Genomic DNA, 21,636 nt, shown 5'->3' with positions numbered 1-21,636 from the left:
TGTAAACGAGAGGAGGTATCACTTATGACCGCAAGCAAAAGAAAGCATAGAGACCGAACCAAACGAAACGGAGACCACCGCTTCACCGTCCGCGGAGTCCGCCGCGACCCCGTTGATATCGGCAAGCTCTCAAAAGCCCTCATCGGCCTCGCCATGGCCGAAGCAGAGCGCGAAGCGCAGGCGGAACACACGGCCAAAGCGTCCCGGTCAAAGGACACCTCCAAGGAAAACGCCCGGCCAGGAGGTGAGGCACATGCCTAGCATCGACGGTCTGGTGTTCTCGGCACTGCATCTGCCTCGCCCTCTGGACGCGGCCACGGTGTCCCGATTCCTCGCCCGGCTGGCGGCGGATCGCGGCGCCCCACGGATCGTCATGGAGGTATGGGCCGACGAGAGCGGCACGCGGCACCTACTCGGCTCTCGCAACACCGACGTCCATCCGCTGCGGCGCATGCTGGCCGACCTCATCCCGGGCAGCGCTCTCACCACGCCAAACCCGGGTCAGCGTGAACCGCGCCCCGCCGTCCAGGTGGCGGGCCGTCTTCATATCCATCCCCCTGGGCTGCCGCTGCTTAGCGACACCGCCGAGGCCACCAGCCGGGCACTGCTCTCCGCGTTAGCCACACCTATGCACCCAGACGAAAGCCAAGTCGTGCAGGTGGTGCTCGGCCCGCGCCGGGCACCGCGCGCTGTTCCACCAAAGGCCGCGGCACCAGATGTCGGGTTACTTGAGACGCTCACGGCCGGGCAACGGCCAGCCAGTAGCGAGACACGAAACCGCATGAAAGAGCGCCTGTCCCAGGGCGGGTTCGCGGCCACTATTCGTCTGGGAGCCGCCAGTTCTGACACCGATCGGCGGCACCGCTTCATGGTTGGGCTCCTTAGTAGCCTCGCCACCGCCCAATCTCCAGGGGTCAAGATCGACCTGCTCCGGCAACACCCGAAGCATCTCAACGAGGTGCGATTGCCCTGGCGTTGGCCGCTGCACATAAGCGTGGCGGAGCTCGTAGGCATGTTGGGCTGGCCGCTCGGTGATGCAGATCTGCCAGGTTTGCCGGCCGCGCATCCGAAGCCTCTAAGAGCGCACGCATCCGTCCATACTGGCCCCAGAGTGTTTGCCGAGAGTGCGGCTCCGGGCGACACTCGTCGTATCGGGATTGCCCCGAGCGACCAGATGTTCCACACCGTCTCGTATGGACCGTCCGGGTCAGGCAAAACCACCGTCGCGCTCAACCTCATCCTTGCCGACATCGAGGCGGGCCGACCGATCGCCGTGCTCGATCCGAAGAAGCAGCTCATTGACGACATCACCAAACGCATTCCGGAACATCGTCTAAACGACGTGGTGATCTTGGATGCCAGTGACGATGTTCCCGTCGGCTTCAACCCGCTCGATGTCACCAGCCGTGATCCCGATGTCGTGGTTGACGGCATCTTGGCGGTCTTCGAATCCGTGTTCAGCGACGGCTGGGGACCGCGCTCCAGCGACATCTTCTCCGCTTGCCTGCGCACGCTGGCTCGTGCCAGCACATCGAAACAACCCGCCACCCTGATCGACGTCCCGAAGCTGCTAACCGATCCAGTCTTTCGACGCAAGCAGATTGCCCGCGTCAAGAGCGACGTAGCGCTGGCCGGCTTCTGGGCATGGTACGAAGCCCAGTCGCCACAAGCCCAAGCTGCCGCCATCGCCGCGCCTCTGAACAAGCTGCGCCAGTTTCTGCTCCGTCCTGCCGTGATCCGCATGCTAGATCAACGCGCAGGTAAGTTCCGGCTGCGGGATACGTTCCGGGACAACAAGATTGTGCTCGTACCGCTCAATGAAGGGCTCATTGGCCCAGGCACCGTGTCTTTGCTCGGCAGCTTGATCATCGCCGATCTCTGGCAGGCAACCCAAGAACGCGCCAATGAGCCTGGCGCCAACAAACGGCCCGGCATGGTGTACGTCGACGAGGCCCCCAGATTCCTGAATCTTCCTGTGTCGCTAGCCGACGCGCTCGCTGTCAGCAGGTCGCTGTCTGTCGGCTGGTTCTTAGCAGCCCAGTTTCGTAGCCAGTTTCCACCGACGCTCAAGACCGCGGTCGACATGAATGCCCGCAGCAAGATCCAATTCGCCACCGAGTTCGAGGACGCGCGTGATACCGCCAAACTGACGCGCGATCTGTCCACGGAGGACTTCTTGGCCCTGCCGCGCTACCACGCCTACGTCAACCTCGTAGCGGACGGCCATCCGTCCGGCTGGGCGCTGGTACGAACGTTGCCGCCACCGGCAGCCACCACTGATCCGGAGACGGTCCGACGAACCGCGCGAGCCAACTACGCCCCGCCTCCAGCCGTCACACCCAAAGACGAGGCCGACAACGAAAGCAATGCCTCACCAGAGCAGACCGAAGGCACTGCTCCAGAGTCCGTCGTTGCACCTGGACGCATCGGCCGGAAGCGGAGGCAACGATGAAAAGACGTGCCAGAGAGCAGCCAGCGACTGTCGATCGACACAAAGCGATTGCTTGCGTGTTCGCTGCTCTGTCCGCCCCTATCTTCGCGACCGACACTTCCTACAGTTTCCGCAGCTCAAGCCGCCTGCTCCTTACCCTTTGGGATGGGACTGACCCCCAATCTGGGGGTCACGCGGCCGCGCCCGGCGACTGCGGCCAGGTCGGCTTTAGGGCAGGAAGTCGACAATGAGCCCGACCGACGCCACCAGCCTGCTCATACACCTGTCCACTAGAGACATTGCAATCCTGGAATCACTGCGTTCCTATCGATTGCTTACCACTGCCCACATTCGACGGCTGCATTTCGCGCAAGGTCATGCCAGTCTGGCTGCCGCCTCCGGAGCCGTCATGCGCGTCCTGACACGACTCGAAACCCGGAATCTGGTGGCCAGACTCGCCCGGCGAATCGGCGGCGTGCGAGCTGGCTCATCAGGAGTGACCTGGCAGCTCGGCGCCACCGGCGAACGCTTGCTGCGCACCATGCACGGCGAGAAACAACGTCGCCGCTACGTCGAACCGTCACCCGCCTTCGCGGCGCACACGCTCGCCGTGGCCGATTTGGCCATCGGGCTGTACGAGTTGCAGGACCAAGCCGTGATCGAGGTCGTCCGTGTCGACACCGAACCCTCCTGCTGGCAATCGTTCGTCGGCCCGCACGGCACGTTCGAATGGCTCAAGCCTGACCTCTATGCCGTCACCGCGAGCGGTGACTATGAAGACCACTGGTTTTTTGAGGCAGATTTGGCGACGGAGCATCCGCCCGTCGTGGTGCGCAAAGCCAAGGTGTACCAGCGCTACGCCGCCACCGGCGCCCACCAGGGCCGCCACGGGCTATTCCCCGCCGTGATCTGGGTTGTGCCGGACACGGCCAGGGCAGCGGCCATTGAGGCCGCCCTGTCTGCCGATACGGCAATTCAGCCGGAGCTGTTCCGGGTCGTCACCACCGAGGACTTCAGACAGCTCATCGCAACCGGCGGCGGCACGTCACCCGATGCCGAACCGACCGCACCCCAACAAACCACTCACTAAGAAAGGAGGAACCACACCTATGGAACACCAACCACACCGCTCACCAGACGACGACCCGCGAGGCCCCGAAGCCGAACGGCTCCATCCTGCCGAGATCGACCTGACTGGCGCCATCCAGCAGGACGACGCGCTCCAGGACGTTATCGACGATGCCATCGTTGAGGCCGTTGCCGTAAACGGCGAAGTACCGGACTGGGGTGCACGAGCCATTGCCCGCGCGCTCGCTAACCGGCTCGACGATCCCATCAGCGGCCCTCTGCACCACTTCGCTGCCACCAGTCACGCCGACAAGGAAGCCATAGCGCGGGAACTCGCCGGGATGCATAGCTCCATCTCACCGGACGATACGGAGACACGAGACTGGATCAACCGGCTCGGCACGTACGTGATCAAGCTGCCGGATCAGGAAGAGCCGCCGCAGGAACAGACCCGGGAGGTGCCAATCGACGGCACCCCGCTGGAAAAGGTCAGTGCCTACTTTCGTATCGCCTTCGCGAGAGCGGATGCCCGCGGTGAGGCCTTACCAGCTGAGGATGCACAAAATCTCGCGACTGCCTTGTCTGCGCTGCTGCTCGATCCCGACTCGGAGATGGCGCGCTTCGCCGACACTGGCGATGCCAACCCCGTCCGACTGCACCAGGAATGCCAACTCCTCAAGCGACACGGCTGGCGCACCGCCGACGTGGGCGCCTGGATCGAGCGCTTCGAGCAACATCTCGCCTCGCGCACCGACCTCGGCCGACAGCCGACCGCACCACCAACAACGGAAGACCCAAAAAATAGCCCCCAGGTAGAACAAGGCATCCGCGAGGCCGGCGACGCCTTCCGTGCGTACCTGACGCTTCCAAGCGTCGATCCCGGCCAGACCGATCTGTCTAAGCGCTACCGGGACGTCTACATCGGCAGCTTCACCTCGATGGACGAACTGGTCGACGTGCTTGCCGACATCCCGACCGCCATGACTGCCATCCGGGCCGCCGCTGAAGGATGGGGGCTTGCGGACTACGTATCTCTCGATCGCCAGAAGCTTCACGCCATGGCGCGCGAAACCTGGGACGTGGTGGAGTTTCACGGCAAGTTCTACGTGTTCATGAAATAGCACGCCGCTGATGCAAATAACGCGTCGCAACATCTCCAAACTTTTCTAGGGGTACGTACACAATGTGTAGCCAAATTGTCAACAAAAGCTGGTAATTACCCATAACAGAGGTAAAATGGTGAAAAGGAGAAAATTTGGAACATGAACGACACGACTGCAAAGCAATTTGGAGAGCAACTTAAACACCTGCGCGAAGCAAGGAACATGAGCCTTCGCGGGCTGGCAAGTAAGTCTGGCGTAGATAGCGGTTCGCTGACGCGCATCGAGCACGGCAAGGTATGCCACCCGCAACCGGACACGCTGAAGTGCCTGGCAGACGCACTCGACCTGCCGCTGGCCGACCTATTCGTGATGGCCGGTTACATCACGCCGTCGGACTTACCGAACCTGTCGTACTACCTGCGGGCCAAGTACCCCCATCTTCCGCAGGACGTACTTGGCCGGATGGAACAAGAGCTCCACCAGGTGATTGATAAGCACGCTGCACAGGCGCTACGCGAACTGATGGCTGGCCAGCGCGACCAGAAGGGAGGTACTGATCAAACGCAATAAGACAAATTTTCGGCGCGCCGAGAGAGGCGCGTCGTAAAAGAAAGGAGGTCACTATGACAAGAACGGAGGAAAACGAAACTAAGACGGCCATCATCTATCTGCGAGTCTCTACCAAAGAGCAAGCCGCAAAGGGGGGCCAGTCCGAGGGATTCTCGATCCCAGCGCAACGCGAGGCACTCCATCGCAAGGCCCAAAGCCTTGGAGCGGCGATCATCGAGGAGTTTCGCGACGCAGGTGAGTCCGCCAAATCTGCCGACCGCCCGGATCTGCAGCGAATGCTGCGTTACCTGCTCGAGCACCACGTCGACTACGTGCTGGTCCACAAGATAGACCGGCTGGCGCGCAACCGAGTCGACGACATTGAGATCACGATGGCGATCAAGGAGTCGGGCGCCACGCTGGTCTCGGCGACCGAAAACATTGATGAGACCCCGTCCGGCATGCTGGTGCACGGCATCATGTCATCTATCGCGGAGTTCTACTCCCGCAACCTCGCCACCGAAGTCCATAAAGGTATGAGCCAGAAGGCCAGAACCGGTGGCACTCCTGGCAAGGCGCCACTCGGCTACCGCAACGTCGGACGCTTCAGTCCCGAAGGACGCGAGGAACGCACTGTCGAGGTCGATCCTGAGCGTGCGGAGCTGATCACCTGGGCCTTCAAGGCTTTCGCGACTGGCGATTGGACGCTCAGGTCGCTCGCCGACGAACTGGAGCTACGAGGGCTCACCACTCGGCATACGCCAAAGCAGCCGTCACGCCCCTTGCGGCCAAACGTGCTGCACTCGCTGCTGACCAATCCCTACTACAAGGGCGAGGTCGTCTACCGAGGCATCATGCACCGCGGTAACCACCAGCGACTGACAGATCCAGCCACATGGCAGCGAGTCCAAGATGTACTGTCTGCCCACGCGGCCGGGGAGAAACGCCGCGACCACCCGCACTACCTCAAATCCAGCGTCTTCTGCGGCGACTGTGAGAGCCGACTGATCATCACCAACGCAAGGAACCGCCACGGCGTGATCTATCCCTACTTCGTATGCCTTGGACGGCAACAGAAACGAACATCCTGTACCCGCAAAGCTATGCTCATTGCGACCGTCGAGCACCTCGTCAAGGACCACTGGGCGACCGTGACACTCGACGCTCTTTCGCACCAGGTCTTGGAAGCGGGAGTCCGCGCTGGGCTGTCGGCCCAGCACCAGGAAGCCGCCACTAAACGCAAACAGTTGCTGGCAGCCAGGGCCGCACTGAACACGAGGCGACAGAAATTGGTAGAGGCGATCTATACCGGCGTCGTGCCGATGGACCTTGTTGCCAGTGAACAAAAGCAGCTTACATCGCAACTGACTAAGTTGGAGGAACAGCTAAGCGCCGCGAATGAGCGGTTTGATCAGGTGGAAGCGACCCTCACACGAGCGCTTGATCTGGTGCGCGAGGGTTGTGACTACTACATGGCAGCTGACCCGCTCCTTAGACGACTGCTCAACCAGGCGGTCTTCACCCGCCTCTACATTGACGATCGCGGAGTTCGAGCCGTCTACGCCGAGCCGTTTGACCTCCTGCTTGATCCACAGACCATGGCTGCGGTCCAGGCCACTGCCAACAAGCCGACGACTGACACGGTCACGCCGACTGCGGTGCTTGGTCGACTGACACCTACGACCAACCAAAAAGCCCGCAGGGCACGACGTGCGACTGCGGGCTTTTTCAATAACGTCCGGGTATCCGCTTTCGGTTACGAAGGTTTGAAAGCGGATACTTTGGCTGGCCTCCGTGACTCGCTTTCGAACCTAAAAACGCCCCTGTTACGCGCGCTCGAGTTATGTGACCAGCAGCGTCTTTCAAACCCTAAACGCCAGAAGTACAACACTTCCAAGGCAGTCATTGCACAGTCAGGTGCCGCAGACCCTTCGGCTGTACGGCTCAAAGTCAAAGAGAACCACAAGCTGAAACCAGTCGAAGTCACGCGGCTTGTCCAGGCCAACCAAGCTGGTATGACACAGCGAGAGTTGGCGACGAAGTTCGACATCAGCCTCGAGACAGTCAACCGCCACCTCCGCAGACACCGCCAGGCAATGAAGCTTGGATGCGCCGTTCTCAGTCGCCGTACCGACACGCCAGATGACAGGAGCGTTCCCGACGAAACCACTGGAAAGAAAGGAGGTCTCGCTGCATGAACGACACCAGCCTCAACAGCACCGTCGCGGCCTACGCCAGTGGAGTAAAGCGCCGTAAACGAGCCGTGCTCTATCTCCGCGTCTCGACACCAGGCCAGGTCAATACCGACTTCAACCCTGAAGGCATCTCCATCCCAGCTCAGCGTGAGGCGGCCAAGCGCAAGGCCGAGTCGCTTGACGCCGACATCGTCCGGGAGTTCGTCGAGCCGGGCCGCACGGCCACCAGTATCGAGAAGCGCCCGACCTTCCAGGAGATGATCGCTTGGGTCAAGTCCCAAAAGGACATTGACTACGTCATCGTTTACCACTTCAACCGAGTGTTCCGCGATGCCGTCGACGCCGGCATCACCAAGCGGGACTTGAAGAAGGTCGGCACCCGCATCGTCTCCACCATCCTCGACATGGGCGAAAGTCCCGAAAGCGCCATGGTCGAGACCATCCTCCATGCGGTCGACCAGTACCAGTCGCAGGCCAGCGGCGCCGACATCAAGTACAAAATGGGCCAGAAAGCCAGAAACGGCGGGACCATAGGCCAGGCCAGGCTCGGCTACCTCAACGTGCGCATCCCGAAACCTGAAGGCGGCGAGATCCGCACCGTCATGGTTGACAAGGAGCGCGCTCCCTTGGTGCGCCTTGCCTTCGAGCTGTACGCCACGGGCGAGTACACGCTGGCCGATCTGTCCGGCGAGCTTTACGACCGCGGCCTCCGCACTCGGGCGACCGCTCGTCATCCGTCCAAGCAAGTCTCGATCAACAAGCTGTCCATGATGCTGCGTGACCGCTACTACATCGGCTACGTCACCTACCAAGACGAAGAGTTCAAGGGCCGCCACGAACCGCTCATCAGCGAGGAGCTGTTCGAGGCCGTCCAAGCCATCATCGAAACCCGAGCAACCGCACAGGAGCGCCGACGCGTGCACCACCACTACCTCAAAGGATCGCTCTACTGTGGACGCTGCCACCGAGCTGGCGTCACGTCACGCATGATCATTCAGCACACCGTCAACTCTCGCGGCACCGAGTACACCTACTTCTTCTGCCGTAACAAGCAAAACGGCACGTGTCCGAGCCCGCACATCAATGTCATCCATGTCGAGGACGCCGTCGAGGCGCACTACGCCACCGTCCGATTTGCCCCCGGCTTCGTCGCCGACGTTCGCAGCCACGTCGCCAAGGCGCTCGAAGATGAGGAGGCAGCAACCAGGCTCCTCCACCGACAGCTCACGACTGAGATACATGCCCTCGACGTCAAGGAATCCAACCTGATCGACCTGGTGGCCGATGGCGACGAGACGATCCCGCAAGCCAAGGTCAAAGAGAAGCTTCGCGATATCGAGCGACAGCGTCAGCGCCTGCAGGTTCGCCTCGAGGACACCAACGAGGAGCTCGCCGTCACCGCCCGCCTGATTGAACTGTCTCTCGAGTTGCTCGAGAACCCCCAAGAGCTGTACCGGCGATGCGACGACGAGCAACGGCGTCTGCTGAACCAAGCCATCTTCGAGAAGCTCTACGTCGATCAGGACCAGGTCACGGAGCACGAACTGCACGAGCCATTCGGCCTGCTTCATGACATGCAGCGCGACCGAGATGAACCGCCCGACAAGCCTGATACAGGAACCCCGTACGGCCGCATTCCACATGCCAGAAGGGCCGTCTCCCTCGTCGGAGACGGCCCTTCTGGCATCAGCAGCGTGGAAGCTCTACTAGGGGGCATGGACTTGGTCCATTGTTCTAGTAAGCCCTCCAGGGTGGAGCTGAGGGGAATCGAACCCCTGACCTTCTCGATGCGAACGAGACGCGCTACCAACTGCGCTACAGCCCCTTGGTGCTCCAGTAGCTTATCAGGGCCTCTGGAGCCGTTTTCACTCCCCCACCGCTCGCCGGTATCGGAGGCTGTCGAGGTCATCGAGCTCGTCGAATGCCGGGTCTTCGTCGTCGATGTCGACCACTACCGCGTGGGGGTGGGTGATGCGCGGCTGGGTTGTCTTGGCGACTGGTGGTGTTGCTGGTTCCCGGTGTTCGGCTGGCTCTTCCCTGCGTTCTTCTCTGTCGCGGTACGCGTCGCGATAGTCCTCTTCGTACTCCGCTTCTGCTTCTGAGCGGGCGGCGCGTCGGGCTTGGGCGATGCGGGCTGTTCGGCGCTGGCGGATTTCCTCTTCGATCCGGACTTGCCTTCGCAGGTAGCTCAGGTAGCCGACGAGCGTGAGGTCCACCGCACCGTGGCCCCACCAGATTTGGGGGTACATCACCCCGGCCACGACCGCGCTGCCGACGGCCAGCAGCAGCATCGCGACGACGACGCGCTGGCGGAAGGCGTATTTCGCTCGCGCGGTGCGGGCGGCAGCTTCTGGGTCGAAGCCGCCGCGGCCCGGCCGGTAGGGGCGCGGGGCGACACTGTCCGTGGCCACGTCGTCACGATCGTCCGCTTCGTCCGCCGTGTCGAGGGCTTCGGGGTGTTCCGTAGCCGAATCCATATCGTCGACGTGTTCTTCGTCGCCGTAGTCGTCGCTGTGGGCGTGGTCGGCTTCGTCCTCGAGGTCGGCGGCGTCGCGCATGTCGGCCTCCTCGGCCCCGCCTTTCCGCACGACCCGCGCGTTCAGTGCGGAGTCCGCGGTTCTGGCGATCTCCTGGCGCTTGCGCACGATCATCGGGACGAGGACGACCAGCCACGCCAGGACGAGCGCCACCACGATGAGTGAGCTCGGCATGCTTCGTCACCTCCCCCGATCCGTTGCAATTGACCACGCTAGTCACAACAGTCACAGCAGTGACGGAGGCGCGCCGTGCGCGATCTTCCGGCGCAAGGTCCTTTCAGGCGTTTTCGTGCAGCCCATCGCTAACGCGGGGCAATGAAATTCCCCCTATTGGGGGATGGTGGCGCGACCGTTGGCGAGCAGCCGGGAAACCAGTCCATCTGGCACGTCCTCGGTCGTGATCGCGTAGCAAAAGTGGTCACGCCAGTCGCCTGCGACGTCGAGGTACCGCTTGAACAAGCCCTCCTGGCGGAACCCGAGTTTCTCCAGAACGCGCAGGCTGGCGGTGTTCTCCGGGCGCACGGTCGCCTCAATGCGGTGCAGCCCGGCCAGCATGAAGCAGTGGTCGACCACCAGCGCGACCGCCGCAGGCGCCACGCCGCCGCCGATCACGTGCGACGCCACCCAGTAGCCGACCCACGCCGAACACAGCGAACCCCTGATCACATTGCCGACAGTGACCTGGCCCGCGAGTTGATCGTCCACTGTGATCACGAATGGCAAGGTCATGCCACGGCGTGCCAATGCCCGCAGCGACGACCACTGGCCCGGCCACGCGAGCGTGCCGTTGCGGTCTTCCCATGTCCCGGGCGCGGTCGGCTCCCAGCGCTCGAGGTGGTCGCGGTCCCGCAGCCGGATCCGGCTCCACGCGGAGGCGTCGAACAGCCGTGGGCCGCGGACCGCGACCAGACCGGCCTTCACCTGGAGAGGCCCCAATTTGGCAGGCCAGCCCGGGTGCCGGCCCTGCGGGCTCGGCGCTTCCATCACGTCACCCGCGCTGCGCTAGGAAACTGACTTGGACCTCGTCGCCCACTGCCACGTCGGTCGTGTCCTCGTCCACCAGGATCAGGCAGTTGGCCTCGGCGAGGGAGGCGAGCAGGTGCGCACCGGACAGGCCGAGCGGCTGCACGAGGTACTGGCCGTTGCTCTCGTCACGCAGCAACTGGCCACGCAGGAATCCCTTGCGGCCCTTGGTGGACGCGATCGGCGACAGCAGCCTGGCCGACACGAGCCTGCGGCGCGGGTTGCGCTTGCCCTGCGCAGCCCTGATCAACGGGCGGACGAGCACTTCGAAGACGACCAGCGCACTCATCGGGTTGGCGGGCAGTACGAAGGTCGGCACCGCGTCCTGGCCGAGCCTGCCGAAGCCCTGCACCGAGCCCGGGTGCATGGCAACCCTCGTCATGTCCACCTCGCCGAGGTCGGACAGCGCGGCACGAATCTCATCCCCTGTGGTTCCCCCGACGCCGCCGGCCAACACCACAATCTCCGACAGCGGCAGGCGTGATTCCACGATTTCGCGCACGCGGCGCTGATCCGGGCTGACGATGCCGACCCGGGTGACCTCGGCGCCGGCGTCACGGGCCGCGGCGGCGAGTGCGTACGAGTTCACGTCGTAGACCTGGCCCTGGCTGGGCGCGCGGTCGATGTCCACGAGCTCGTCGCCGATGGAGATGATCGACACCCGAGGCCGTGGGTAGACAAGCACTTTGGCACGGCCAACCGCCGCGAGAAGGCCGACCTGGGCCGAGCCAATTGTCGCGCCCCGGCGGACCGCGACGTCGCCGGTTTGCACGTCCTCGCCAGTGCGCCGGACATACGCGGCGGACGGGACGGGTTGGTTGATGGTCACGCGCGCGGGGTGCTCATCGGTGTAGCCGAGCGGGACGACCGCATCGGCCAATGTGGGCAGTGGCGCACCCGTGTCCACCCGGACCGCCTGCCCGGGCTGCAGCCGGCGCGGCTGCCGTGATCCGGCTGGGATCTCGCCGACGACCGGGAGCACCACCGGCTCCCGGCCCGCCGACTGGACGTCGACGCTGCGCACCGCGTAGCCATCCACCGCCGCCTGGTCGAAGCCGGGCAGGGCGTGCTCGGCAACGACCTCTTCGGCACAGAGCAGGCCCTGTGCCTCGGAGATCGCCACACGCACGGGCGCCGGCCGCACCGCGGCGGCCAGTGCCCTGGCGAGCTGCTCGTCGACTGACCTCATCCACCCGACCTTCGTGTCTAGTCCCTGATCCGATCGCGCAAGTACGCACGCAGACCGGGCCCATACTCAGGGTCATCGAGCGCGAAGTCCACGGCGGCACGCAGGAAACCACCAGGATTGCCCAGGTCGTGACGTCCGCCGCGGTGTACGACGATGTGCACGGGGTGTCCCTCGGAGATCAACAGCGCGATCGCGTCGGTCAGCTGGAGCTCACCGCCCGCGCCGGGCGTGATCCGCTTCAACGCGTCGAAGACCGCCCGGTCAAGCAGGTATCGACCGGCCGCGGCGAAGGTGGACGGCGCCTCGTCGGCCGGTGGCTTCTCGACCATGCCGCGCACGATCTTGACGTCCTCATCGCCGGTCTCCTCGACGTCGAACACGCCGTACGCCGAGATCTGCTCGCGGGGGATGTCGAACGCGCACAGCACGCTGCCGCCACGCTCGGCGCGAACGTCGGCCATCTTCTTGAGGACACCGGTCGGCAGCACGATGTCGTCAGGCAGCAGGACGGCGACTGCGTCGTCGTCGCCATCGAGGTTGGGTTCGGCGCACGCCACCGCGTGCCCGAGGCCGAGCGCCTGTTCCTGGATGGCGGTCTCAACGTTCAGCAGGGCCGGTGCGCGGCGGACTTTCGCCAGCAGCTCGGTCTTGCCACGGGCTTCGAGGGTCGCCTCGAGCTCGGGCTGCGGCTGGAAGTACTGGGCCACGGCGTCCTTGCCCGGTGACGTGACGATCACCAGCCGGGTGGCACCCGCGTCGGCCGCTTCGGCGGCGACGAGTTCGATGCCCGGGGTGTCGACCACCGGCAGCAGTTCCTTGGGCACAGCCTTGGTGGTGGGCAGGAAACGCGTGCCAAGCCCTGCGGCGGGCACGATTGCTGTCTTGAATGCGAGCGACGGGCTCATGGATTGTGAGCCTAACCTCATGGCGTGACTGGTTCTCCTGCCACCAAGGACGAATGGCGCAAGCGTTTGCTCGCCGCCCGCCGGGACGTGCCCGCCTCGGTCCGGGAGGCCGAGGCGATGAAGCTGTCGCGAGCCGTGGTTGGCCTGGTTCACGCAGGCCAAACGGTGTGCGCCTATGTCCCCGTCGGCACCGAGCCAGGATCCCGCGCGATGCTGGACTCGTTGGTGGAGATGGACGTCCAAGTGCTGCTGCCAGTCGTGACAGGTCTGGCGCCCCTGGACTGGGCGGCATACGACGGATCGCTGCAGCCAGGCCCGCACAAGCTGCTGGAGCCTGTCGGCCCGCGCCTGGGACCTGCGGCGATCGCGTCGGCTCAGGTGGTCTTGGTGCCCGCGTTGGCGGTCGACCACGCAGGCGTGCGACTGGGACGTGGCGCTGGTCACTATGACCGGTCGCTGGTATCGGCGGCCCCGGAGACTGCGTTGATAGGAGTGGTCCGAGACCAGGAGTTCTTGCCAGAACTGCCCGCTGACCGGCACGACGTCCGGATGACCGCGATCTTGACGCCAGGTCGCGGGCTGGTCGAGGCGGTAAAGTCTTAGCACTCTGCGTGTTAGACTGCCAGCCATCGAAGTTGCGGTCTCATAAGGAGAGAAGTCCGTGCCGACCTACCAGTACGCATGTACCGTGTGCGATCACCGGTTCGAGCAGGTGCAGGCCTTCACCGACCCTTCGCTGACCGTCTGCCCCGAATGCTCCGGCAAGCTGCGCAAGCTGTACAGCTCGGTCGGCGTGGTGTTCAAGGGCAGCGGCTTCTACCGCACCGACAGCCGGTCGGGCAGCACGAACAACGGTGGCGGCAGCTCCGAGAAGACCTCGGCCAAGTCCGAGAGCTCGTCCTCGTCGAGCAGCACGAAGTCGGAGTCCACGAGCTCAAGCAGCACGTCGAGCAGCGCTCCGGCTGCGAAGGCTTCCTGAGCTACGAGTTTGACCTGATGCCCCGGGCCATGCGCCTGGGGCATCAGGTTTTCCGCGCCCTGCACACCCGCGCCCGGTCGCACCACTCCAGTCGGCCAGGCGCCCGCCTCTGGCCATGCGCCCGGGCGTTCCGATCGGCCAACGGGCCGTCGAGGATCGATGGTGCATCCCTTTGCACCCACCATTGTCAGCGGGGTCACGCGCGGTGAAAGAGGCTCGTTCGACCGCTTGATCGGCCCTTCGATAGAAAACCGGAGCGCCAAGACTTCGGAACATCGCCTGCAGGTGCCATGCGCCCGTGGGCTCGGTTTAGTGGCCTTTCATCCCTGGTCCGATCAGGTGCCATGCGCGCCCGGCGCTCGTTGAGTCGCCGTTCATCCCCTGGTCCGATCGTTGCCAGCGGAGGTCCGCGGCGCGGTGGACGATGGGGTTGTGTCCGAGTTCGAGGTCTTCTACCGCGCGATGGCCAGCCGCGATCCGCGGTTTGACGGCCGGTTCGTGGTGGCGGTGACGAGCACCGGCGTCTACTGCAGGCCCAGCTGTCCTTCTCGGACTCCGCAGCGGCGCAACACTCGGTTCTTCACGTTGCCAGCGGCTGCGGAAGCCGCCGGTTTTCGGGCTTGCCGGCGGTGCAGGCCGGATGTCCAGCCGACTTCGCCGGAGTGGAACGTTCGCGGTGACCTTGTCGGGCGGGCGTTGCGGTTGATCGCGGGTGGTGGTGTCGACGATGAGGGCGTGGCGGGCCTTGCGCGGCGGTTGGCGGTGAGTGAGCGTCATCTGCATCGGCAACTCGTTGCCGAGGTTGGGGTCGGCCCGCAGATGCTCGCGATCAGCCGCCGGGCCCGGGTAGCCCGGATGCTGATCGAGTCGACGGCTTTGCCCATGTCAGACGTGGCGTTCGCGGCTGGGTACGCCAGCGTGCGCCAGTTCAACCACGGTATGCGCGCTGCGTTCGGCTGCCCGCCCAGCGAGTTGCGCAACACCGGCAGCACTGGCTCGGCGAATGGTGATCTTGTGCTGCGGCTGCGGTATCGACCACCGCTGGCTTGGCAAGCGTTGCTGAAGTCGTTGGCTACGCGGGCTTTGAGCGGTATCGAGGTTGTTTCCGGCAGGTGCTATCGCCGTGCGATGCGGTTGCCGCACGGTGCTGGGGTTGTCACGGCCGAGTTCGACGGACCATCAGAGGTCACCATTCGGTTGGTACTGGCCGATTTGCGAGATGTCACGGCTGCCGTGGCCCGGTGCCGGGAGATCTTCGACCTCGACGCCGATCCGCTGATGATCGGCGACGACCTCGGCAGCGATCCCGTGATCGGCCCGTTGGTGCAGCTTCAGCCAGGGCTGCGTGTGCCGGGATGTGCCGACGGGTTCGAACTGGCCGTCCGAGCCGTGTCGGGCCACCAAGCCACGCTGGTCTCCCAGTTCGGGGAACCGTTGCGGGAGCCCATGTTCGGGCTGACGCACACGTTCCCTTCGCCGGAGACACTGGCCGAGGCGGACTTGGCCATCCCGCAAGCGGAGACGATCCGGGCACTCGCCAAGGCCGTGTGCACCGGAGAGCTGTCGCTGGACCGGGGCGCTGACCGCGAGGAGAGCGTCGCCATATTGCTTGCCCTGCCTGGGATCGAGCCCTGGACAGCGACGCACATCGCGATGCATGCGCTCGGCGACCCGGACGTTTTTCCCCACACCGACCCCGAACTGCTGGCAGTGGCCCGGCAGCACGGCATCGCCGACTCTCCCGGCGAGCTTCAGCGCTACGCGGAGCGCTGGCGCCCTTGGCGCTCATATGCCGCGATGCATCTCTTGGCCTGACTTACCTCCTCTCCTGTTTCTGACCACCGCCGCGAGAAGGGATCGCGATGCGGCGATACGCGCATGTCCTGAAGAACATCGACTTCCGCAGGCTGTGGCTAGGTGCCACGGTGTCCACTGTGGGCGACGGCATCACCTGGGTCGCTTTGACGTGGCTCGTGCTCTCGGGGCCAGGCGGCGTCGGCCAACTCGGCCTGCTTGCCGTCTGTTACACAGCACCGGTCGCACTGGGCGGGCTGGCGGTCGGCCCGTTGCTGGACCGCTTCGACAAACGAACCGTGCTGCTCACCGACAGTCTGCTGCGCGCGGCCGTGGTCGGGTCGATCCCGGCAGCCGCGGCGTTTGGCGCGCTGCCCGGCTGGTTGCCGTTCGTTGTCGCAGCGACGCACGGGTTGCTGAAGATGGTGCCCCTAGCGGGTTTCCCCGCCGCCATCCCGCAACTCGTCGACGACCGTGACCTCGATGCGGCCAACGCACTGGAGACCCTGAGTTACGGCGTCGCGGGCATAGTCGGCCCGGCTGCCGCCGGTCTGTTGCTCACTCAGATCGGCGCGGCCAACATCCTGATCATCGACAGTGCGACGTTCCTGGTACTCGCCCTCGCCGCGGCATCCGTTCGTCAACCGTTGCGGCCACCTGCGGCTCCGACCGCCAAACGGAGGTTGTCCTTCGCATCGGTCGGGAAGGACCGGGCCATCATCGCGACCACGGTGTCCTTCATGGCCTTCAACGTTGCCGAAGGCATGCTCGTTGTCACCGCGCCTTGGCTGGCCGACACCCGTCTGCCTGATGGCCCAGCAGCACTAGGCCTACTGCTCTCCGCATTGGCTGTCGGCGAGTTCGTCGGCGCCACTGTCGCCGGTGCACGCCAACCTCGCCGCTCACCTGTCCGGGCCATCGGAGTCGTTCAGATCATCGCTGCCGCCGCCTTTCTCACGCTCCTTTCGGCCCCACGGCAACTCCCCATTGCCGTGGGCTTCTTCCTCATCGGTCTGCTCAGCGCGCCCATGACCATCTGGGCGCAGTCACTGCGGATGCGTCGCATCCCGAAGGCGCTCCATGGCCGCGCCTTCGCCACTTTGCGAACTCTGATGCAGGCCACCCCCATGGTCGGGTCCGCACTCGTCACCCCGATGCTGGCCGCCGACCAGTTGACGACCGCTGCTGTCGCGATGGTCGTGCTCGCCGGACTGCCTGCGCTCTACCTCCTGCGGCTCAGCGACGTTCGCCCGGCGCCTCGCCTGGACGAGACTGCACCTGACCTGGACGGGACTGTCCCTGGCTTGAACGGGCCTGTTCCTGATCTGGACCGGCCTGTCCCTGGGACTGAAGCAGGTCACGGATCTCGATGAGGAGCTCGACCTGAGTCGGCTCGGACGGCCCGGTCTCCTCGCCGCGCTTACGGCGTTCCTGGATCTTCTTCATCGGCAGCACCAGGACGAAGTAGACCACCACGGCGATCAGGATGAAGTTGACGACCGCGGTGATCACAGCGGCGAAGTCCATCGTGGACTTCTCGTTGCCGCCCACGATCGTCCAGGCCAGCCCGGTCACGTTCGCACCACCGATCGAAGCGATCAGCGGATTGAGGACGTTGTTCACCACAGCCGTGACCACAGCCGTGAACGCGGTGCCCATCACCACCGCGACCGCCAGTTCCAGCACGTTCCCGCGCATGATGAAGTCTTTGAAACCCTTCAGCACGGCACAACTCCCTCACAGAGACGGACAAAGAATCACCGGAGCGTAACGGTCACCTCCCTGGCGAGAGAGGCCGCCGCCACCCGTGGTGCGGCATGCCCGGGCAAGGCCACGACGACCAACCGGCCCTGCTCATGTGACCGCCCTGTCGACCGGACGGTCACCACAGTCGCACCCGACGCGAGCACGGTTTGGTCCGGCGCGACGATGTCCACCCGGGCCCCAGGCACCAGCAACTCGGCTACCCCTTCGTCGGCCAGCCGAATCGGAACCGCTGCCGCATCTGGGGATCCAGTGGTCATGCGAGTGTTCTCCGGTCCGAGGAGTCGTGCGGACGTGATGGGTTCACCGGAGGACGCGACCCCGGCCAGCACCTGACCGGTCGCGGCCGCGGCATCGGTCAGCGCACCACGCGGCACAAGTGACGGCGGCGCCCTGACGAGCTTCAAGTCCGATGTGGACAGGGTTGTGCCGGGCGAAAGGTCGTGCGCGGCCACAAGCATGTGGGCCTCGGCCGCACGGTTCGGGCGCAGCGCAAGGAACAGGGCGAGGCCCAGCAGAGCGACCGCGATGATCTTGCGGATCGCGACGGTGCGGACCCAGCCCGTGGTCCGGAGTGCTCGGAGGAGGCGTTTCATGCTTCCAGGCTGCCGGGTTGCCGTTCGGTTGGGCAGGGTCCGGGGACGGCGGCTGTGGATAAGTGCCGGGTGTGGATAAGTCGGGGGAAATCGGGGTTGGGGATTTGACAGATCCCTCTTGAGCAGTCGCTCAAACATCGGCTAGTCTCCGTTTTGAGCGAGTGCTCAAACCTCAGGAGGGACGGTCGACGGGGAGCGACTGGTGCGAGGGGCGCCGTGTGGGTCATCGGCAGGGAGGGATCGATGACCCACCGGGCGAGAGAACAGCCAAGTGACACAACAGGCCTGCAGTTACTGCAGGTCTGCCGACGGCAAGGCGACGCGCGAGCTGTGCGAGTCAGCCTGCAGGAGAAGGCTGATCACTCAGATGGCGCGAAGGCAGCCGAGCGGGTCAAACACAAAGACACACCGCATGGCATACCAAGAAGAAGGCGGATTCATCAGGCGACGGGACGCATCGGGGCGGATCAAGCCAGGGGCGGAGATCCAGGCAGTGGGACGTAGACGAAGTGGGGAAACCATGCCCAAACCGCTGTACATCGAGGCTCTGATCCGGACCGACATGGCGAAGCTGTGGCAGCGGACCCAGGACCCGGCCGAGCACCAACGCTGGGACGCCCGGTTCACTGAGATCAACTACATCGGTGCCACCACACCACAGCGTTTCCGCTACTCCACCACCGTCCTCGGCGTTCGGATCCATGGTGAAGGCGTCACCTCACACAAGCGCGAAGCCACGTCCGCACTTCGATTCCGATCCGACCACCCGCTCTCGATGATCGTCAGTGGCAGCGGGTACTGGCGTTATATCCCCACGCACCAAGGGATCCGGTTCCTCACCGGCTACGACTACGTCCCACGTTGGGCACCAGCCGATCGGGTTTTCCGGCCGCTCATGGGGTGGGCCACGGCGTGGTCGTTCGATCGGCTGCGGATCTGGCTTGAACACGACATTCCGCCCGAGACGACCCGTCTGCGAGCGATCGTCGATGTGGCAGCGAGGGTGACAGCGATCGTCGCCGCTGTCAGAACCCGAAAGCCGCTGCTCGCGTTGATCGCGTTCGTTCCGTTGTCCGACAAGGTGCCTGCTGCGCGCCGATGCCTCAGAAAGCGACCACCGCGATGATCTTCAAGCGAGCTCTTGGCCGGCGCTTCGAGGACCTGCATCCTCAGCTACAACGGCGTTTCGGCTTTCAGCAGTCCTGCGTCGGCACCGGCACCATGGCTGAGATCTGGCGTGGCGGCAGGCATACCGTGCCTTTCCTCAAGCTCGGCACGAACCGCAACATCCTGTTCCCGGAGACCGGAACCGATGTCCCTTTCGTCATCGAGAACCATGTCTACCAGGACAGTTTCGGGCGGGACGTGGTCACGTTCGTGCGCACGTTCGATGTCCGGGCCGGGCTGCGCAGGCGGTTCGACGCGACCATGATCTACAGCGAGGCACGGGGCGCGATCGTCGACTACCTCGGCACGCACCAGCACATCGCGGTCGATCTGCACCTCGACGTCGACCGCCGGGGTGGTCTGCACATCCGGTCCGGCGAGCAACGGTTCCGGATGGGCGGGCTCGACTTCGTTCTGCCGCAAACCCTGACTGGCACTGCCGACCTGCACGAGTGGTACGACGACAACGAGGAGTGCTTCCGGATCCGGGTCACTGTCGGCAATCCCAGGTTCGGGCCGATCTTCGGCTATCACGGCCGCTTCACCGCCCAGTACGTCGACACGCCGGTTCCGGCCACCGTGAAGCCCTACCGGGAGGAAGCGAGAGAATGAGGCGTGTCTGACACGCGCCGCAAGCTGATCGACGGGGCCATCGAGGCCATCCGGACCGTGGGCATCAGCGGCGTCTCCGCTCGCTCCATCGCAGCCGCCGCCGGGGTCAACCAAGCGCTTGTTTTCTACCACTTCGGCAGCGTGCACGAGCTACTCGGCGCGGCCTGCATGACGCACACCAAGGCCTCGGTCGAGCTCTTCCAGCCCGCCTTGGACAAGGTCACCACGCTCAAACAGCTGCTCGCGGTCGGCCGGGACATGCACACCCAGCAATCCCAGACCTTCAACGTCACCATCCTCGCCCAGCTGCTGGCCGGGTCGCGCACCGACGCAGGGCTCGCCGAGACCACCCGAGCCGCCTTGCAGCTGTGGATCGACGCCATTGAACAGGTGCTGATCCGTGTGCTCGCCACCTCGCCGGCCAAGGACCTTGTCGACACGAAAGGACTGGCCAGCGCGGTGTCGGCCGCGTTCATCGGTCTGGAACTGTACGAAGGCATCGACCCGGCCGGAGCCGTGCACGCACTGGACACGTTGGACCAGCTTGCCGTGCTGGTCGAGGTGGTCGACGACCTTGGGCCGATCGCACGCCGCGCGTTCCGGGCGAAGGTCAAGCGCGTAGCGGATCGCTAGCGAACGCCTTCACGCCCTCGGCGAAGCCGACTTGGGCCTCGAAGCCGAGCAACATACGTGCGCCTGCGGGCGACGCGACGATATGCCGCACGTCGCCGGACCGTGCGCCGCCGACAATCCGTGGCGGAGGACCGCCGTATGCCGTCGCCAGCTCGTAGGCAAGTTCACCGACGGTGTGTGGCGAGCCGGAGCACACGTTCACCGGCACGAACCCGGAGACTGAGTTTTCCAAAGCCAGGACGTTCGCCAGCGCGACGTCCGTGACGTGCACGAAGTCCCGGCACTGCAAGCCGTCCTCCAGAACGGTCGGTGCTTCGCCGCGCTGCAAAGCCGAACGGAACAGCGAGGCCACGCCTGCATAGGGCGTGTCCCGAGGCATACGAGGTCCGTACACGTTGTGGTACCGCAAAGCCCATACGTTCCCGCCAGCCTGACGTGCCCACGCCGAGGCGAGGTGTTCTTGGGCAACCTTCGTGGCCGCGTAAGTGCTCCGCGGGTCCAGTGGCGCGTCCTCTTCGATCAGCGCCCACGCCACGGAATCGCCACAAACTGGGCAAGATGGCTCATAACGCCCGGCTTCCAGGTCCGAGGACACCCGCGGTCCCGGCCGGACATCACCGTGCGTCTCACAGACGTACCGCCCCTCGCCGTACACGACCATCGACGAAGCGAGGACGAGCTTGCGGACACCGGCCGAATGCATGGCAGCCAGCAACACAGCGGTCCCATGATCGTTGTTGCGCACGTAAAGCGGCGCGTCCGAGGGATCAAGCCCGTGCCCGACCACAGCCGCCTGATGACACACGGCATCGACGCCGCGCAACAAACCGGTCATCAGGTCGTAGTCCTGGACGTCGCCGCGCACGAGGTCCGATGTCCACTCTGGAACCCCTGAATGAGCCTGCGGCAACAAATTGTCCACCGGCACGACTTCGTGCCCGCGTGTCGCCAACTGCTCGGCGATGTGGGACCCGATGAACCCGGCCGCGCCGGTGAGCAATACCCGCATGTGAGCAACGCTATGGCCGTTATCACCCCAGCACAGCCCGCGCGGGCCAGACGTCATAGAACGGTCAGATCTCGATACAGAT

20 protein-coding genes, 1 tRNA gene and 2 pseudogenes are annotated in these 21,636 nt (G+C 64.5%); 14 read left to right on the top strand and 9 right to left on the bottom strand.

Annotated elements, in window-relative coordinates; genetic code table 11:
* The first annotated feature begins 24 nt into the window (after nucleotides 1-24).
* The 7 genes and pseudogenes from B9C43_RS55745 to B9C43_RS60155 all read left to right on the top strand — a co-directional run.
* The gene (locus B9C43_RS55745; RefSeq protein WP_143446562.1) at nucleotides 25-261 is read left to right on the top strand and encodes a hypothetical protein; all 237 of its coding nucleotides are present in this window, start codon (nucleotides 25-27) and stop codon (nucleotides 259-261) included.
* Nucleotides 254-2,452, top strand: a complete 2,199-nt coding sequence (locus B9C43_RS24795; protein ID WP_084429500.1) for a type IV secretory system conjugative DNA transfer family protein — start codon at nucleotides 254-256, stop codon at nucleotides 2,450-2,452. Before B9C43_RS55745 ends, B9C43_RS24795 begins: the two co-directional genes overlap by 8 nt.
* A 226-nt stretch (nucleotides 2,453-2,678) precedes the next feature.
* Complete coding sequence (locus B9C43_RS24790; RefSeq protein ID WP_084429499.1) at nucleotides 2,679-3,521, top strand: replication-relaxation family protein; 843 nt, start codon at nucleotides 2,679-2,681, stop codon at nucleotides 3,519-3,521.
* Between the two features lie 19 nt (nucleotides 3,522-3,540).
* The gene (locus B9C43_RS24780) at nucleotides 3,541-4,620 is read left to right on the top strand and encodes a hypothetical protein (RefSeq protein WP_143446561.1); all 1,080 of its coding nucleotides are present in this window, start codon (nucleotides 3,541-3,543) and stop codon (nucleotides 4,618-4,620) included.
* A gap of 141 nt (nucleotides 4,621-4,761) precedes the next feature.
* Complete coding sequence (locus B9C43_RS24775; RefSeq protein WP_084429493.1) at nucleotides 4,762-5,172, top strand: helix-turn-helix domain-containing protein; 411 nt, start codon at nucleotides 4,762-4,764, stop codon at nucleotides 5,170-5,172.
* A gap of 53 nt (nucleotides 5,173-5,225) precedes the next feature.
* Entirely contained in the window at nucleotides 5,226-7,349 is a 2,124-nt protein-coding gene (locus tag B9C43_RS24770) for a recombinase family protein (protein WP_084429491.1), read from the top strand.
* Nucleotides 7,346-8,407: pseudogene (locus B9C43_RS60155) on the top strand (recombinase family protein); the annotation flags it as partial. The gene B9C43_RS24770 and the pseudogene B9C43_RS60155, both read left to right, overlap by 4 nt.
* Here B9C43_RS60155 and B9C43_RS58635 read toward each other — a convergent pair.
* The 6 genes from B9C43_RS58635 to B9C43_RS24735 all read right to left on the bottom strand — a co-directional run bounded on the left by B9C43_RS58635 (nucleotide 8,327) and on the right by B9C43_RS24735 (nucleotide 13,000).
* On the bottom strand, nucleotides 8,327-8,989 hold the full coding sequence (locus B9C43_RS58635; protein ID WP_235038819.1) for a hypothetical protein: 663 nt from the start codon (nucleotides 8,987-8,989) through the stop codon (nucleotides 8,327-8,329). The pseudogene B9C43_RS60155 and the gene B9C43_RS58635 overlap by 81 nt on opposite strands.
* Before the next feature lie 109 nt (nucleotides 8,990-9,098).
* A tRNA-Ala gene (locus B9C43_RS24755) sits at nucleotides 9,099-9,171 on the bottom strand.
* Nucleotides 9,172-9,211: 40 nt separating this feature from the next.
* On the bottom strand, nucleotides 9,212-10,057 hold the full coding sequence (gene sepX, locus B9C43_RS24750; protein ID WP_084429489.1) for a divisome protein SepX/GlpR: 846 nt from the start codon (nucleotides 10,055-10,057) through the stop codon (nucleotides 9,212-9,214).
* 153 nt (nucleotides 10,058-10,210) lie between these two features.
* Nucleotides 10,211-10,867 (bottom strand): GNAT family N-acetyltransferase, encoded by a 657-nt coding sequence (locus B9C43_RS24745; RefSeq protein ID WP_033383426.1) that lies wholly within the window; start codon nucleotides 10,865-10,867, stop codon nucleotides 10,211-10,213.
* Nucleotides 10,868-10,871: 4 nt separating this feature from the next.
* Nucleotides 10,872-12,095, bottom strand: a complete 1,224-nt coding sequence (glp, locus tag B9C43_RS24740; protein WP_084429487.1) for a molybdotransferase-like divisome protein Glp — start codon at nucleotides 12,093-12,095, stop codon at nucleotides 10,872-10,874.
* A gap of 17 nt (nucleotides 12,096-12,112) precedes the next feature.
* Nucleotides 12,113-13,000, bottom strand: coding sequence for a UTP--glucose-1-phosphate uridylyltransferase (locus tag B9C43_RS24735; RefSeq protein WP_084429485.1), 888 nt, complete (start codon nucleotides 12,998-13,000; stop codon nucleotides 12,113-12,115).
* A gap of 24 nt (nucleotides 13,001-13,024) precedes the next feature.
* Here B9C43_RS24735 and B9C43_RS24730 point away from each other — a divergent pair, with 24 nt between their 5' ends.
* The 4 genes and pseudogenes from B9C43_RS24730 to B9C43_RS58630 all read left to right on the top strand — a co-directional run.
* On the top strand, nucleotides 13,025-13,603 hold the full coding sequence (locus B9C43_RS24730; RefSeq protein ID WP_033383422.1) for a 5-formyltetrahydrofolate cyclo-ligase: 579 nt from the start codon (nucleotides 13,025-13,027) through the stop codon (nucleotides 13,601-13,603).
* Between the two features lie 58 nt (nucleotides 13,604-13,661).
* On the top strand, nucleotides 13,662-13,979 hold the full coding sequence (locus B9C43_RS24725; RefSeq protein ID WP_084429483.1) for an FmdB family zinc ribbon protein: 318 nt from the start codon (nucleotides 13,662-13,664) through the stop codon (nucleotides 13,977-13,979).
* Between the two features lie 432 nt (nucleotides 13,980-14,411).
* The gene (locus tag B9C43_RS24720; protein ID WP_327223064.1) at nucleotides 14,412-15,794 is read left to right on the top strand and encodes a DNA-3-methyladenine glycosylase 2 family protein; all 1,383 of its coding nucleotides are present in this window, start codon (nucleotides 14,412-14,414) and stop codon (nucleotides 15,792-15,794) included.
* 47 nt (nucleotides 15,795-15,841) lie between these two features.
* Nucleotides 15,842-16,960 (top strand): annotated as a pseudogene (locus B9C43_RS58630) (MFS transporter); the annotation flags it as partial.
* Nucleotides 16,961-17,009: 49 nt separating this feature from the next.
* Here the strand turns inward: B9C43_RS58630 and mscL are convergent.
* Both mscL and B9C43_RS24705 read right to left on the bottom strand, forming a co-directional pair.
* Nucleotides 17,010-17,498 carry a large conductance mechanosensitive channel protein MscL gene (gene mscL / locus B9C43_RS24710; RefSeq protein ID WP_084429479.1) on the bottom strand — a complete coding sequence of 163 codons (489 nt, stop codon included), beginning with the start codon at nucleotides 17,496-17,498 and terminating at the stop codon, nucleotides 17,010-17,012.
* A 32-nt stretch (nucleotides 17,499-17,530) separates the two neighbouring features.
* Nucleotides 17,531-18,133 carry an SAF domain-containing protein gene (locus tag B9C43_RS24705; RefSeq protein ID WP_084429477.1) on the bottom strand — a complete coding sequence of 201 codons (603 nt, stop codon included), beginning with the start codon at nucleotides 18,131-18,133 and terminating at the stop codon, nucleotides 17,531-17,533.
* Between the two features lie 520 nt (nucleotides 18,134-18,653).
* On the opposite strand from B9C43_RS24705, the gene B9C43_RS24700 reads away from it, so the two are divergent.
* The 3 genes from B9C43_RS24700 to B9C43_RS60455 are packed head-to-tail and all read left to right on the top strand — an operon-like array spanning nucleotide 18,654 to nucleotide 20,545.
* Complete coding sequence (locus B9C43_RS24700) at nucleotides 18,654-19,259, top strand: hypothetical protein (protein ID WP_033383414.1); 606 nt, start codon at nucleotides 18,654-18,656, stop codon at nucleotides 19,257-19,259.
* On the top strand, nucleotides 19,232-19,912 hold the full coding sequence (locus tag B9C43_RS24695; protein WP_235038818.1) for a DUF4166 domain-containing protein: 681 nt from the start codon (nucleotides 19,232-19,234) through the stop codon (nucleotides 19,910-19,912). The genes B9C43_RS24700 and B9C43_RS24695 overlap by 28 nt, the downstream gene beginning before the upstream one ends.
* A 3-nt stretch (nucleotides 19,913-19,915) precedes the next feature.
* Entirely contained in the window at nucleotides 19,916-20,545 is a 630-nt protein-coding gene (locus B9C43_RS60455) for a TetR/AcrR family transcriptional regulator (protein ID WP_084429475.1), read from the top strand.
* Here the strand turns inward: B9C43_RS60455 and B9C43_RS24685 are convergent.
* Complete coding sequence (locus B9C43_RS24685; RefSeq protein ID WP_084429473.1) at nucleotides 20,523-21,554, bottom strand: NAD-dependent epimerase/dehydratase family protein; 1,032 nt, start codon at nucleotides 21,552-21,554, stop codon at nucleotides 20,523-20,525. The genes B9C43_RS60455 and B9C43_RS24685 overlap by 23 nt on opposite strands.
* Between the last annotated feature and the right edge of the window lie 82 nt (nucleotides 21,555-21,636).

Origin of the sequence: Kibdelosporangium aridum, assembly GCF_900176515.1 — a bacterium.
Classification (GTDB): Bacteria; Actinomycetota; Actinomycetes; order Mycobacteriales; family Pseudonocardiaceae; genus Kibdelosporangium; species Kibdelosporangium aridum.
This window is presented reverse-complemented; position numbering and strand designations above follow the sequence as displayed.

Bases quoted from the DNA above. Each gene is read 5' to 3' on its own strand.
- B9C43_RS24745 (WP_033383426.1), bottom strand. From the start codon at position 10,867: ATGGAAGCGCCGAGCCCGCAGGGCCGGCACCCGGGCTGGCCTGCCAAA.
- sepX (WP_084429489.1), bottom strand. From the start codon at position 10,057: ATGCCGAGCTCACTCATCGTGGTGGCGCTCGTCCTGGCGTGGCTGGTC.
- B9C43_RS24775 (WP_084429493.1), top strand. From the start codon at position 4,762: ATGAACGACACGACTGCAAAGCAATTTGGAGAGCAACTTAAACACCTG.
- B9C43_RS55745 (WP_143446562.1), top strand. From the start codon at position 25: ATGACCGCAAGCAAAAGAAAGCATAGAGACCGAACCAAACGAAACGGA.
- glp (WP_084429487.1), bottom strand. From the start codon at position 12,095: ATGAGGTCAGTCGACGAGCAGCTCGCCAGGGCACTGGCCGCCGCGGTG.
- B9C43_RS24770 (WP_084429491.1), top strand. From the start codon at position 5,226: ATGACAAGAACGGAGGAAAACGAAACTAAGACGGCCATCATCTATCTG.
- B9C43_RS24790 (WP_084429499.1), top strand. From the start codon at position 2,679: ATGAGCCCGACCGACGCCACCAGCCTGCTCATACACCTGTCCACTAGA.
- B9C43_RS24695 (WP_235038818.1), top strand. From the start codon at position 19,232: ATGCCTCAGAAAGCGACCACCGCGATGATCTTCAAGCGAGCTCTTGGC.
- B9C43_RS24685 (WP_084429473.1), bottom strand. From the start codon at position 21,554: ATGCGGGTATTGCTCACCGGCGCGGCCGGGTTCATCGGGTCCCACATC.
- B9C43_RS24705 (WP_084429477.1), bottom strand. From the start codon at position 18,133: ATGAAACGCCTCCTCCGAGCACTCCGGACCACGGGCTGGGTCCGCACC.
- B9C43_RS24700 (WP_033383414.1), top strand. From the start codon at position 18,654: ATGCCCAAACCGCTGTACATCGAGGCTCTGATCCGGACCGACATGGCG.
- B9C43_RS24795 (WP_084429500.1), top strand. From the start codon at position 254: ATGCCTAGCATCGACGGTCTGGTGTTCTCGGCACTGCATCTGCCTCGC.
- B9C43_RS58635 (WP_235038819.1), bottom strand. From the start codon at position 8,989: ATGTGGAATGCGGCCGTACGGGGTTCCTGTATCAGGCTTGTCGGGCGG.
- B9C43_RS24780 (WP_143446561.1), top strand. From the start codon at position 3,541: ATGGAACACCAACCACACCGCTCACCAGACGACGACCCGCGAGGCCCC.
- B9C43_RS24735 (WP_084429485.1), bottom strand. From the start codon at position 13,000: ATGAGCCCGTCGCTCGCATTCAAGACAGCAATCGTGCCCGCCGCAGGG.